At 69.4% G+C, this 12,890-nt stretch carries 11 protein-coding genes; 8 read left to right on the forward strand and 3 right to left on the reverse strand.

The window, feature by feature from the left end; all coding sequences use genetic code 11:
- Positions 1-47: 47 nt before the first annotated feature.
- The 3 genes from K3M35_RS07175 (at position 48) to K3M35_RS07185 (ending at position 2,947) form a co-directional block, all read left to right on the forward strand.
- Positions 48-722 carry a DUF3043 domain-containing protein gene (locus K3M35_RS07175; protein WP_220666201.1) on the forward strand — a complete coding sequence of 225 codons (675 nt, stop codon included), beginning with the start codon at positions 48-50 and terminating at the stop codon, positions 720-722.
- Between the two features lie 369 nt (positions 723-1,091).
- A complete protein-coding gene (gene cobT / locus K3M35_RS07180) occupies positions 1,092-2,183 on the forward strand; it encodes a nicotinate-nucleotide--dimethylbenzimidazole phosphoribosyltransferase (protein WP_220666202.1) in 1,092 nt (363 codons plus the stop codon).
- A complete protein-coding gene (locus K3M35_RS07185) occupies positions 2,183-2,947 on the forward strand; it encodes an adenosylcobinamide-GDP ribazoletransferase (protein ID WP_220666203.1) in 765 nt (254 codons plus the stop codon). Before cobT ends, K3M35_RS07185 begins: the two co-directional genes overlap by 1 nt.
- A gap of 74 nt (positions 2,948-3,021) precedes the next feature.
- Here the strand turns inward: K3M35_RS07185 and K3M35_RS07190 are convergent, their stop codons facing one another.
- The gene (locus K3M35_RS07190) at positions 3,022-4,128 is read right to left on the reverse strand and encodes a branched-chain amino acid aminotransferase (RefSeq protein ID WP_024101305.1); all 1,107 of its coding nucleotides are present in this window, start codon (positions 4,126-4,128) and stop codon (positions 3,022-3,024) included.
- Positions 4,129-4,160: 32 nt separating this feature from the next.
- The gene (gcvT, locus tag K3M35_RS07195; protein WP_033097582.1) at positions 4,161-5,261 is read right to left on the reverse strand and encodes a glycine cleavage system aminomethyltransferase GcvT; all 1,101 of its coding nucleotides are present in this window, start codon (positions 5,259-5,261) and stop codon (positions 4,161-4,163) included.
- Positions 5,262-5,416: 155 nt separating this feature from the next.
- On the opposite strand from gcvT, the gene K3M35_RS07200 reads away from it, so the two are divergent.
- From K3M35_RS07200 to K3M35_RS07220, 5 genes are all read left to right on the forward strand, one after another.
- Positions 5,417-6,928, forward strand: coding sequence for a leucyl aminopeptidase (locus tag K3M35_RS07200; RefSeq protein WP_138843606.1), 1,512 nt, complete (start codon positions 5,417-5,419; stop codon positions 6,926-6,928).
- Between the two features lie 299 nt (positions 6,929-7,227).
- Positions 7,228-9,357, forward strand: coding sequence for a 2-oxoglutarate dehydrogenase, E2 component, dihydrolipoamide succinyltransferase (gene sucB / locus K3M35_RS07205; protein ID WP_220666204.1), 2,130 nt, complete (start codon positions 7,228-7,230; stop codon positions 9,355-9,357).
- A gap of 127 nt (positions 9,358-9,484) precedes the next feature.
- Positions 9,485-10,264, forward strand: a complete 780-nt coding sequence (gene lipB, locus K3M35_RS07210; RefSeq protein ID WP_064061308.1) for a lipoyl(octanoyl) transferase LipB — start codon at positions 9,485-9,487, stop codon at positions 10,262-10,264.
- Positions 10,265-10,318: 54 nt separating this feature from the next.
- Positions 10,319-11,329 (forward strand): lipoyl synthase, encoded by a 1,011-nt coding sequence (gene lipA, locus K3M35_RS07215; RefSeq protein ID WP_024101310.1) that lies wholly within the window; start codon positions 10,319-10,321, stop codon positions 11,327-11,329.
- 83 nt (positions 11,330-11,412) lie between these two features.
- Positions 11,413-12,153: a DUF4191 domain-containing protein gene (locus K3M35_RS07220; protein WP_033097792.1), complete on the forward strand. Its 741-nt coding sequence runs from the start codon at positions 11,413-11,415 to the stop codon at positions 12,151-12,153.
- Positions 12,154-12,264: 111 nt separating this feature from the next.
- Here K3M35_RS07220 and K3M35_RS07225 read toward each other — a convergent pair whose 3' ends face one another.
- A complete protein-coding gene (locus K3M35_RS07225; protein WP_033097791.1) occupies positions 12,265-12,741 on the reverse strand; it encodes an RDD family protein in 477 nt (158 codons plus the stop codon).
- Between the last annotated feature and the right edge of the window lie 149 nt (positions 12,742-12,890).

Here is a 12,890-nt window from a genome sequence, read left to right on the forward strand (position 1 = left end):
GCGTGCGGAATTTCCCGCTTCTCTCCACTATCCCATAGCCTGGTGGTGTGAAGTTGCTACGCCGCGGTGGTTCCGACGACTCCGCCGATCACCAGGTTCCTGCGACCGAGGACTCCCCGGCCGCGACTCCCGACGATTCCGCGTCCGCGAAGACGACGACCGGTAAGGGGCGTCCGACGCCCAAACGGCGCGACGCCGAGAACCGTCGTCGCGGTCCCGTCGCCCCCGCTCCACTGACTGCGAAGGAAGCCCGCGAGCGCCGCAAGGCCGCGCGCAAGTCGCAGAGCAAGGAGGAGCGCAAGGCGGCCGCCGCGCAGCGTCGCGCCGACGCGTCCGAGCGTCGCAACCGGATGCTCGCGGGCGAGGAGAAGTACCTGCTCCCCCGCGACCGCGGCCCAGTGCGCGCCTACGTGCGCGACATCGTCGACAGCCGGCGCAATCTCGTCGGCCTGTTCATGCCGCTCGCGCTCGTGCTCATCATGTCGATGTTCCTCGGGCCGGTGGTGCAGCAGTACGTCACGCTCGCGATGTTCGTGATGATGTTCCTGATGATCATCGAGGGCATCTATCTCGGGCGAATGGTCAACAAGAAGGTGCGCGAGCGCTTCCCCGATTCGACCGACGGTGGCTTCGGCCTCGGCTGGTACGCCTTCGTGCGCGCCTCCCAGATCAAGAAGCTGCGTGCACCGCTCCCCCGGGTCGGCCCGGGGGACGCCGTCTGACCTCCCGGCGACCTCAGTTGTGAGGCGCCCCGCACACCACCGGCGGTAGCTCCGGATCTCGGCCGCGGCCTGCACGTCCTGCGACATGCGGTGCCGCGGCCGAGTCGTCCGTGCGGGGCGCTCCCAGTGGAGTCGCCAGGGCGCGCGCCGGACCCAGGCCGGCGCGGTAGCGGTCCGCCGGCGGAGCACCTCGAGACCGATGATCAGGGTGGACAGGACCAGGACGGTGACTGTGAGTTCGATCATGTCTCGATCCTCCGACCGAATCCGATCGCCGAGAAGTGGCAGTGATGACGCATAGCATCGGATTTCTGCCAGAGCGGGCGGTTGATAGCGTTCTCGCGTGAAGATCCGTCCGAGAGGTGACCTGTGACCAGCGGTTCCGATTCCCCCGCCGACGTCGAGTTCCCGCGCGTCGACCCACCCGATCTCGAAGCACGCGTCGCCGCCGAGGAACGCCAGCGGGATCTGACGAAACCCGCCCGCTCACTCGGACGGCTCGAGGAACTCGGGTGCTGGGTCGCCGCCTGTCAGGGCGAGGTCCCGCCCCATCCCTTCCGCCGACCGCGGGTCGTGGTCTTCGCAGGTGACCACGGCGTCGCGCGCAACGGGGTCTCGGCCTATCCGCCGGAGGTCACCGCGCAGATGGTGGCGAACCTGTCCGCGGGTGGCGCCGCCGTGAACGTGCTCGCCGCCGCCGCGGGCGCAGGAGTGCGGGTCGTCGACATGGCAGTCGAGAGCGACACCTCCCCCGAGGTGTCCGAGTTCAAGATCCGTCACTCGAGCGGCAGCATCGACCGCGAGGACGCGCTCACGCACGACGAGACGGTCCGCGCGATCGAGGCCGGCCGTGCGCTCGCCGACCGCGAGGTCGACGAAGGCGCCGATCTCCTCGTCGCGGGCGATATGGGGATCGGGAACACCACTCCTGCAACCGTTCTCATCGCCATCCTCACCTCCACCGAACCCGTGGCCGCGGTCGGCCGCGGCACCGGCGTCGACGACGCGGGGTGGATGCGCAAGGTCACCGCGATCCGCGACGCCATGTGGCGGGCGCGGCCCCACGTACGCAATCCCGTCGCCCTGCTGCGCACCGCCGGTGGCGCGGACTTCGCTGCGGTGGCGGGATTCCTCGCGCAGGCCGCGGTCCGCCGGACGCCGGTGATCCTCGACGGCGTCGTCGTCACCGCTGCTGCGATGGTCGCCGAGGAACTCGCACCCGGCGCGGCACGCTGGTGGGTGTCCGGTCACCGGTCGGCCGAACCCGCCCACACCATCGCGCTGCGTCATCTCCGGCTCGAACCGATCGTCGACCTCGGTATGCGCCTCGGCGAGGGATCGGGAGCCGTGACGGCGCTGCCGGTGCTGCAAGGTGCGGTCGCGATTCTCGCGCAGATGGCCACCTTCTCCGAAGCGGGCGTGAGCACCCGCGACGAGAGCGTCCCGGCAAACGCCGACTGATGATCCGCGCCTGGCTCGGCGGGGTCGCGCTGGCCCTGTCGTGGTTGACGGTCCTGCCCGCGCGAGGCCCGACGGAGATCGACCGGACGGTCGCCGGACGTGCGATCTCCGCGGCGCCGATCGCCGGTGCCGTACTCGCCGCCGCGGCCACAGCCCTCTGCCTGATCGGTTCCGCCGTCGGGACGCCACCACTGGTGACGGGCCTGGTGTGTGTCGGGGTGCTGGCGGTCGGCACCCGCGGAATGCACGTCGACGGCCTGAGTGACACCGCCGACGGTCTCGGCTGCTACGGCCCGCCCGAGCGGGCGCGCGAGGTGATGCACAGCGGCGGCGCGGGTCCCTTCGGTGTGGCGGCGCTCGTCGTCGTCCTCGGTCTGCAGGCCGCCTCGTTCGGTGCGCTCGTCGACACCGACGCGTGGGGGGCGGTCGGGTTCGCGGTCTTCTCCGGACGTGTGGCCGTGGTCGTCGCGTGCCGGCGCGGTGTCCCGGCAGCGCCCGGCAGCGGCTTCGGCTCGCTCGTGGCGGGGACGCAGGGTGTCGTGCCGATCACGGTGTGGACGGTGGCCGCGGTGGCACTGTCGCTCGTGTGCCTGCCCGGTCCGCTCTGGGTGGGACCGCTCGTCGTCACGGTGGTGCTGGTCGCCTCGGTGCTTTTCGCCCGTCACTGCGTCGCGCGCTTCGGCGGCATGAACGGCGACGTGCTCGGCGCGGTCACCGAGGGCACGGTCTCTGCCGTCGCGGTGGCTGCGGCGGCCTTGCTCTAGATCGCACTGCGTCCGGAAACGACGAAGGGGTGCTGCCGGAAATCCGGCAACACCCCTTCGCGTTCGTGGCTACGTCACTTGCGCAGCGTCGTCATCCATCCGTGGGTGTCGGCGAAGGTACCGCGCTGGATGCCGGTCAGGGTGTCGCGCAGGGCCATCGTGATGGGGCCGGGCTCGCCGTCGGCGATGGTGAACTCGCCGTCCTTGTCCTTGACGCTGCCGACCGGCGTGATGACCGCGGCGGTACCGCACGCGAATACCTCGGTGATCTCACCGCTGCCGGCCTTCTCGCGCCACTCGTCGGTGCTGATGCGTCGCTCCTCGACCGAGAGACCGGAGTCCTTGGCGAGGGTGAGCAGCGAGTCGCGGGTGATGCCGGGGAGCAGCGAGCCGGACAGCTCCGGGGTGACCAGACGCGCGTCGGCACCGGACCCGTACACGAAGTACAGGTTCATGCCGCCCATCTCCTCGACGTACTTGCGCTCGATCGCGTCGAGCCAGACCACCTGGTCGCAGCCCTGCTCGGCAGCGTGCGCCTGCGCGACGAGCGAAGCCGCGTAGTTGCCGGCGAACTTCGCGGCGCCCGTGCCGCCCGGGGAGGCGCGCACGTACTCGCGGGAGAGCCACACGTTGACCGGCTTCACGCCGCGCGGGAAGTAGGCACCCGCCGGGGACGCGATGACGAGGAACTTGTACTCCTTCGCGGGCCGCACGCCGAGAGCCGGCTCGGTCGCGAAGGCGAAGGGACGCAGGTAGAGCGAATCCTCGCCGCCGGCGGCGGGAACCCACTCGTTGTCGACCTCGACCAGCTCGGTGATCGCCTTCACGAACAGCTCCGGCGGCAGGTACGGCATCGCGAGCCGCTCCGCGGACCGGTTCATGCGCGCGGCATTGGCGGTCACGCGGAACGACGCGATGCTGCCGTCGGCCTGCCGGTAGGCCTTGAGACCCTCGAAGATCGCCTGCCCGTAGTGCAGGACCATCGCGGCCGGGTCCAGGGATATCGGGGCGTACGGCTCGACTTTCGCGTCGTGCCAACCGATCCCGCCGGTGTAGGTGATCGACACCATGTGATCGGTGAAGTACTGCCCGAAACCGGGATTCGACAGAACCTCCTGGCGCCGCTCCGCAGAGCTCGGTGAAGGATGCTGGACGCGGGCGAATTCGAGGACACCTGTCATGGAGGACAATGGTACAACCGCCTGCAGAAGCCCTATCTGGTGTGGTCCTCGACGAACGGCGGAGCCACCACTTCGGCGCGCAGCGACCGTCCGCGCACGTCCACGCTCACTTCGTCGCCGGGTTCGAGTCCGGCGGCGGTGTCGAGGAGTGCGAGGGCGATGCCGATCTTGAGGGTCGGCGAGAAGGTGCCCGAGGTGGTCCGCCCGACCTCGTCACCGTCGCGACGCACGGTCAGGTCCTGACGCAGGACGCCGCGGTCGAGCGCCCGCAGGCCCCACAGTTTCCGTGCCGGGCCCGCCTCCTTCTCGCGGACCAGCGCGTCGCGACCCCAGAACTGCGGCTTCTTCCAGCCCACGGCCCAGCCGACCCGCGCTTCGAGCGGCGAGATGTCGACGGACAGCTCGTGCCCGTGCAGCGCGTAGCCCATCTCGGTGCGCAAGGTGTCGCGGGCGCCGAGACCGGCGGCCTGACCGCCCTGTGCGCGGACGGCGTCGAGCAGCGCGCGGAAGACACCTTCGGCGTCGTCCCAGCGCGGCAGCACCTCGTAGCCCCGTTCACCGGTGTAGCCACTGCGGCACACGCGCACCGGAGCACCCTCGTACTCGGCGTCGGCGAAGCCCATGTAGGCGATGTCGGTGGGCAGGCCGAGCGCCTCGAGGACCTCGACGGCCTTCGGCCCCTGGACGGCGAACACCGCGTGGTCGCGATGCTGGTTCGTCACTGTGACGCCGGCCGGTGCCGCGGCGGTCAGCGCCTCGACGACCGCTGCGGTGTTGGCCGCGTTCGGAACGAGGAAGAGCTCGTCGTCGGAGACGTGGTAGACGATCAGGTCGTCGACGACACCGCCGTTCTCGGTGCAGCACAGGGTGTACTGCGCCTTGCCGGGACCGATGCGGGTGAGGTCGTTGCTGAGCGTGGTGTTCAGGAACTGGGCGGCATCCGGTCCGGCGACGAGTGCCTTGCCCAGGTGGCTGACGTCGAACAGTCCCACGTTCTCGCGCACGGCCGTGTGCTCGGCGACCGTCCCTGCGTAGGAGACCGGCATCTCCCAGCCGCCGAACGGAGCGAAGGTCGCACCGAGTTCGACGTGCACGGTGTGGATGGGGCCCTGCTTCAGTTCCTCGTCGCTCATGGCGTACGACGCTATCCCACCGCCACCGTGTCCGACAGCGACGCCGGGCGTCGTTGTCATTAGGGTCGATTACATCGAGGCGATTCCCCTCGCACCGAACGACGCCGCAAGAGAACGACTCGCTCGTTCCCGACCAAGCTCCAAGGAGATGCCCTGTGAGTGCACCCACTCCCGATCTTCCCGAACTCGTTCTCGCCGGTTCGGTTTCCAAACGAGCCGATGTCCTGGTGATCGGCGTGACCTCCGCCGACGGCACCCCCGAGATCCTCGCGGGCGATGCCCCGATCGACGAAGCGGTTCTCGGCGAACTGCTCGACTCCCTGGTCGCCGTGGGCGCGAAGGGCCGCGGCGAGGAGCTCACCCGCGTGCCGGCGCCTGCCTCCCTGCCCGTGGCGAGCGTGCTCGCCGTCGGTCTCGGCGACGCCGACAAGATCGACGCCGAGCAGGTCCGCCGCTCCGCCGGTACCGCGGCGCGCGCACTGACAGGTGTGGAGACGGTCGCGACCACGCTGTCCGCCGTCGACCTCGGTGCCGCGGCGGAAGGTTTCGCGCTCGGCGCCTACACCTACACCGAGTTCCGGTCGGAGAAGTCCGCACCCAAGAAGGACGCGCAGCCGGTCGCGCGGGTGGAACTGCTCGTGCCCTCGACCCGCGACCGCGCGGCGAAGGCGGCGCTCTCCCGCTCCGTCGCGATCGCCGAGGCCGTCGCGACGGCCCGGAACTTCGTGAACACCCCGCCGAGCCACCTGTTCCCGGCCGAGTTCGCCGAGCGCGCGAAGGCACTCGGCGAGGCCGCCGGTCTGAAGGTCGAGATCCTCGACGAGAAGGTGCTCGAGAAGAAGGGCTTCGGCGGCATCGTCGGCGTCGGCAAGGGCTCGTCGCGTCCCCCGCGTCTCGTGCGCCTGTCCTACTCGTCGAAGAAGCGCAAGGCCCCGAAGGTCGCGCTCGTGGGCAAGGGCATCACCTTCGACACCGGCGGCATCTCCATCAAGCCCGCCGCCGGCATGGAGGCGATGACCTCCGACATGGCCGGCGCCGCCGCGGTCGTCGCGACCGTCGTGCTCGCCGCGAAGCTCGGTGTCGCCGCCGACGTCACCGCGACCGTGCCGATGGCCGAGAACATGCCGTCGTCGACCGCGCAACGTCCGGGCGACGTGCTGACCCAGTACGGTGGAACCACCGTCGAGGTCATCAACACCGACGCCGAGGGTCGCCTGATCCTCGCCGACGCCATCGTGCGCGCATGCGAGGACGATCCCGACTACCTCATCGACACCGCGACCCTCACCGGCGCACAGATGGTCGCCCTCGGCACCCGGACGCCGGGCGTCATGGGTCACGACGAGTTCCGCGACCGCGTGGCCGCGCTGTCCCAGGAGGTCGGCGAGAACGGCTGGGCGATGCCCTTCCCGAAGGAACTGCGCGGTGATCTCGAGTCCCGCGTGGCCGACCTCGCGAACGTCTCCCCCCACCGGTGGGGCGGCATGCTCACGGCCGGCATCTTCCTGAAGGAGTTCGTCGCCGAGGGTGTGCAGTGGGCGCACATCGACGTCGCCGGCCCGGCCTTCAACACCGGCGGACCGTTCGGTTACGTCGGCAAGGGCGGCACCGGCGTGCCCGTGCGCACCATGCTCGCCGTGATCGAGGACATCGCCGCCAACGGATGATCTTCCGCACCGGTCCTCTCCCCGCCTGGCCCCGCCCCGGGGCGAGGGAGAGGACCGGTGTGATCGGTAACAGCGGAACCCCGGTGTGAGGTGATCCGCCCCTCCCCGAACATCACCGAAAGATAGGTGCAAGGATGGGAGGGGCCATGCCCCGCCGGTATCGGCCCGACCGAACACGTGAACCAGCAGGCACGGGGTTCCTGGCCCGCGCACAATGGTCAACGACCACACAATGGTCGGCGACCACGAGTCGGTACAACTCAACACACACGAACACAACCGTCGAGGAGTCAACAGACATGGCCTTCTCCGTCCAGATGCCAGCGCTTGGTGAGAGCGTCACCGAGGGAACTGTCACGCGATGGCTCAAGCAGGAAGGAGACACGGTCGAAGTCGACGAGCCCTTGCTCGAAGTCTCCACGGACAAGGTCGACACCGAGATCCCGTCGCCTGCAGCCGGCGTGCTGGTCAAGATCGTCGCCCAGGAGGATGACACGGTCGAGATCGGTGGCGAACTGGCGGTGATCGGTGACGCCGGTGAGGAAGCCGGCGAAGAGTCCGCACCCGCCGCCGAAAAGGCACCGGCCGAAGAGGCTCCCGCGGAGGAGCCCGCCGCGGAGTCCGCCCCCGCGCAGCCCGCATCCTCGGGTGGTAGCGGCGAGGGCACCCCGGTCACCATGCCGGCACTGGGCGAGTCGGTCACCGAAGGCACCGTCACCCGCTGGCTCAAGGCCGTCGGCGACGAGGTCGCCGTGGACGAACCGCTCCTCGAGGTCTCCACCGACAAGGTCGACACCGAGATCCCCTCCCCGGTCGCCGGCATCCTCACCGAGATCACCGCTCAGGAGGACGAGACCGTCGAGGTCGGTGGACAGCTCGCCGTCATCGGCAGCGAGGCCCCGGCCCAGCAGTCCGCTCCCGCCGAGCAGTCCGCCCCGGCCGAGGAGTCGGCGCCGGCCGCCGAGCCCACCACCGAGCCGTCCGAGGAGGCCGCTCCGGCTCCGTCCGCCCCCGCGCAGCCCGCATCCTCGGGTGGTAGCGGCGAGGGCACCCCGGTCACCATGCCGGCACTGGGCGAGTCGGTCACCGAAGGCACCGTCACCCGCTGGCTCAAGGCCGTCGGCGACGAGGTCGCCGTGGACGAACCGCTCCTCGAGGTCTCCACCGACAAGGTCGACACCGAGATCCCCTCCCCGGTCGCCGGCATCCTCACCGAGATCACCGCTCAGGAGGACGAGACCGTCGAGGTCGGTGGACAGCTCGCCGTCATCGGCAGCGAAGCCCCGGCCCAGCAGTCCGCTCCCGCCGAGGAGAAGCCCGCGCCGAAGCAGGAGGTTCCGAAGCAGGAGACTCCGAAGCCCGCCGAGCAGAAGCCCGCCGCACAGCAGCAGGCCCCGAAGGTCGAGCAGGCCACCCCGGCTCCCGCACCGAAGCCGGTCGGGACCGCGGCGACGACCCCGAAGCCCGCGCCTCAGGAGGAGTCCACCCCGAGCGGTGCGACCCCGTACGTCACCCCGCTCGTGCGCAAGCTCGCCTCGCAGCACGGCGTCGACCTGTCGACGGTGAAGGGCACCGGTGTCGGTGGCCGCATCCGCAAGCAGGACGTCCTCGCTGCCGCCGAGGGTGGCAAGGCCGCCGGTGGCGAGCAGCAGAAGTCTGCTGCTCCGGCGAGTCCGGCTCCGGGTGTGCGCCCCGAGCTCGCCAAGCTGCGCGGAACGACCCAGAAGATCAACCGCATCCGCCAGATCACGGCGAAGAAGACCCTCGAGTCGCTGCAGACCACCGCGCAGCTCACCCAGACCTTCGAGGTCGACGTCACCAAGATCGCCCAGCTGCGGGCCCAGGCGAAGAAGGCGTTCTCCGAGCGCGAGAGCGTCAACCTCACCTTCCTGCCGTTCTTCGCCAAAGCCGTCGTCGAGGCGCTGCGCGCGCACCCGAACGTCAACGCCTCCTTCGACGACAGCAAGAAGGAGATCACCTACCACGCGGCCGAGCACCTCGGCATCGCGGTGGACACCGAGCAGGGCCTGCTCTCCCCGGTGATCCACAACGCCGGAGACCTGTCGCTGGCCGAGCTCGCCCGCGCGATCGCCGACATCGCCGAGCGTGCCCGCAAGGGTGGTCTCAAGCCCGACGAGCTGGCCGGTGGCACCTTCACCATCACCAACATCGGTAGCCAGGGCGCGTTGTTCGACACCCCGATCCTCGTGCCGCCGCAGGCCGCGATGCTCGGAACCGGCGCGATCGTCAAGCGTCCGGTCGTGGTGATCGACGAGACCGGCAACGAGTCCATCGGCGTCCGCTCGATGTGCTACCTGCCGCTTACCTACGATCACCGCCTGATCGACGGTGCCGACGCGGGCCGCTTCCTCAAGACGATCAAGCATCGTCTCGAGGAGGGCGCGTTCGAGTCCGATCTGGGACTGTAGGTTTCCGGATCCGGACTATCCGTCCGACGACCTCCGACGGGGGCATCACCACTGCGGTGATGCCCCCGTCGGCGTCCGCGCCACAGCGGGTGCCCTCCCCCTGCGGTGCGGCGTAGAGTTCAGGAACATGAGTGATCCCTCGTCTTCCGCCCGTTCCGATTCGGCTCCCGTCGCCGTCGCATGTCTCGGAACCCTCGGTTATCTCGAGGCCTGGGAGAGGCAGCGCGAACTCGCGAACGAGCGCGCCGACGGCATCGGCGCCGACACCCTGCTCCTGCTCGAACACCCGCCCGTCTACACGGCCGGGCGCCGCACCGAGGACGGCGACCGCCCCACCGACGGCACGCCCGTCATCGACGTCGACCGCGGCGGCAAGATCACCTGGCACGGCCCCGGGCAGCTCGTGGGCTACCCCATCGTCAAGCTCGCCGAGCCGATCGACGTCGTCGGCTACGTGCGTCGCATCGAACAGGGCCTGATCCGCGTCTGTACCGACATGGGCCTGAACTGCGGCCGCGTGGAAGGACGCTCCGGTGTCTGGCTTCCCGCCGAGCTGCGCGACGGGCACTGGCTCCCCGAACGCAAGATCGCTGCGATCGGCATCCGGGTGCAACGTGGTGTCGCCATGCACGGCTTCGCACTCAACTGCAATTCGGCTCTCGACGCGTTCGACTCGATCGTCCCGTGCGGCATCCGCGACGCCGGAGTCGCGTCGCTCACCGGCGAACTCGGCCGGGAGGTCACCGTCGACGACGTGATCCCGGCCGTCACCGAGGCCGTCATCGCCGCTCTCGACGGCCGAATCCCCGTGACCGAGTGCGACATCGAGCGGGTCACCTTCGAGCACGCCGTCGGGGCGTCCGGAATTCCCACCACCACCCCGGAATTCACGACACACCGGTTCTGAGGGTCGGTCGCACCCGCCGGGTCCGGGCAGGACCGGCGGCGTACGATCGAGTGCGTGACTGTGGCCCCAGAAGGACGCAAGCTGCTGCGGATCGAGACCCGAAACGCGCAGACGCCGATCGAACGCAAACCCAACTGGATCAAGACCCGGGCGAAGATGGGCCCGGAGTACACCGACCTCAAGGGCCTGGTGCGACGCGAAGGTCTGCACACGGTCTGTGAGGAAGCCGGTTGTCCCAACATCTACGAGTGCTGGGAAGACCGCGAGGCGACATTCCTCATCGGTGGCGAGCAGTGCACCCGTCGCTGCGACTTCTGCCAGATCGACACCGGTAAGCCCGCCGCGCTCGACCGCGACGAGCCGCGTCGTGTCGCCGAGTCGGTCCGCTCGATGGGTCTGCGCTACTCCACGATCACCGGCGTCGCCCGCGACGATCTGCCCGACGGCGGCGCATGGCTGTATGCCGAGACGGTGAAGCAGATCCACGCGCTCAACCCGGGCACCGGCGTCGAGAACCTCATCCCCGACTTCAACGGCAAGCCCGACCTGCTGCAGGAGGTCTTCGAGTCGCGTCCCGAGGTGCTCGCGCACAACGTCGAGACCGTGCCGCGGATCTTCAAGCGCATCCGTCCGGCCTTCCGCTACGAGCGGTCGCTCGACGTGATCCGGCAGGCCCGCGACTTCGGACTGGTCACCAAGTCCAACCTCATCCTCGGCATGGGCGAGACCCCCGAGGAGGTCACCGAAGCGCTGCACGACCTGCACGACGCCGGCTGCGACATCATCACGATCACCCAGTACCTGCGGCCCTCCCCGCTCCACCATCCGGTCGAGCGCTGGGTCAAGCCGCAGGAGTTCGTCGATCACTCCGAGACCGCCCGCGAGATCGGGTTCGCCGGTGTGATGGCCGGTCCGCTGGTGCGTTCGTCGTACCGCGCCGGTCGCCTGTACGCGCAGGCGATGGCCCACCACGGACGCGAACTTCCCGCCGACCAGGCGCATCTCGCCGAGGAGGGCACGGCGTCCCAGGAAGCCGGCGCCGTTCTCGCGCGCTTCGGCAACTGACCTCCCGCCGCTCGTCGCGGCAGGTCCTCAGGCGGCCCCGGTGGTGGTAAACGTGCCACCACCGGGGCCGTATCCTTGAGTACATGGCGAAGGGCAGCAAGACCGACAAGGAAGCGAAGGCCGCGGCGAAGGCCGCACGCAAGCAGGCGTCGAAGGAGCGTCGAACCCAGCTGTGGCAGGCGTTCCAGATCCAGCGCAAGGAGGACAAGGCACTCCTGCCGTGGATGATCGGTGCCCTCGTCGGTTCGATCGTGGTGTTCTTCCTCGTCGGCCTGATCTTCGACATCCAGTGGTTCCTGCTGCCGGTCGGCATCCTCGTCGGCGTCCTGTTGGCCTTCATCATCTTCGGGCGCCGCGTGCAGAAGAGCGTGTACGCGAAGGCCGACGGCCAGGCCGGTGCGGCCGCGTGGGCGCTCGACAACCTGCAGGGCGCGTGGCGCGTGAGCCAGGCGGTCGCGGGCACCACCCAGCTCGACGCCGTGCACCGCGTCATCGGACGTCCCGGCATCATCCTCGTCGGTGAGGGCAACCCCGGTCGCGTGAAGGGCCTGATGGCCCAGGAGAAGAAGCGGGTCGCGCGTCTCGTCGGCGACACCCCGATCTACGAGTTCGTCGTCGGCAACGAGGAGGGCCAGATCCAGCTCTCCCAGCTGCAGAAGCGTCTGAACAAGCTGCCCCGCAACATCGATACCAAGCGGATGGACACCATCGAAGGTCGCCTGTCGGCGCTGAGCACGAAGAAGTCCGGGCCGGCCATGCCCAAGGGCCCGCTTCCCGCCGGCGCGAAGATGCGCAGCGTGCAGCGCACCATGCGCCGCCGCTGATCTTCCGAACTACGCCGAAGGCCGCCTCTCGTCCCGGGGACGAAGGCGGCCTTCGGTGTATGCGGAGAAGTTTGCGTGTGGTCGCGGTCAGCGCGAACGGACGACCGCGCGTCAGCGCGAACGGACGACCGCGGTGCCCGTGGCGCGATCCTGCAGGCCGCGACCGTCGATGTCGGTGACGAGCGCCGGGGCGATGAACACCAGTAGCACCTGACGTGCGAGCGCGCGCACGATGCCGACCCTCGCGGGGGCGTCCACCCGCACGACCTGCAGCCCGGCGACGAACTGTCCGGGGGTGAACGAGAACAGGCTCACGCATCCCACGCCCACCACGAACCAGATGATGAGGGTGTACGACGACAGCAGCGGACTCTCGAGCGGGTTGCCCCCGACGAGGCCGGCCGCGATCGCCATGGACATGAACCAGTCGACCGCGAGGGCGAGTACCCGGCGGACGGTGGGCACCATGGAGCCGGGGCCGTGTTCGGGGAGGCCGAGCAGTTGCCCGGGATAGTCCTGCTCCTGCTGGAGACCTTTGGGAAGCGCCGCAGCAGGCCCGGAAAGCCAACTGCCCGTCATGCGTGCCATGGCACCAGGATAAGCTCTCATGGGCGGACCAGCGTCGACCCGTGTTGGCCGCGGTGACTTATACCACCTTTTCGACCTCACAGCAGGACGAAGGCATGTGTAACACCCGCGAAACATAGGCTTGATGGACGGGCAACACCAGATCCATA

This window comes from Rhodococcus sp. DMU2021, from assembly GCF_019641445.1.
GTDB lineage: Bacteria > Actinomycetota > Actinomycetes > Mycobacteriales > Mycobacteriaceae > Rhodococcus > Rhodococcus pyridinivorans.

Excerpts from the sequence above, each read along its gene's own strand:
- K3M35_RS07185 (WP_220666203.1), top strand. The coding sequence starts at position 2,183 with ATGATCCGCGCCTGGCTCGGCGGGGTCGCGCTGGCCCTGTCGTGGTTG.
- K3M35_RS07190 (WP_024101305.1), bottom strand. The coding sequence starts at position 4,128 with ATGACAGGTGTCCTCGAATTCGCCCGCGTCCAGCATCCTTCACCGAGC.
- gcvT (WP_033097582.1), bottom strand. The coding sequence starts at position 5,261 with ATGAGCGACGAGGAACTGAAGCAGGGCCCCATCCACACCGTGCACGTC.
- sucB (WP_220666204.1), top strand. The coding sequence starts at position 7,228 with ATGGCCTTCTCCGTCCAGATGCCAGCGCTTGGTGAGAGCGTCACCGAG.
- lipB (WP_064061308.1), top strand. The coding sequence starts at position 9,485 with ATGAGTGATCCCTCGTCTTCCGCCCGTTCCGATTCGGCTCCCGTCGCC.
- K3M35_RS07220 (WP_033097792.1), top strand. The coding sequence starts at position 11,413 with ATGGCGAAGGGCAGCAAGACCGACAAGGAAGCGAAGGCCGCGGCGAAG.
- K3M35_RS07225 (WP_033097791.1), bottom strand. The coding sequence starts at position 12,741 with ATGGCACGCATGACGGGCAGTTGGCTTTCCGGGCCTGCTGCGGCGCTT.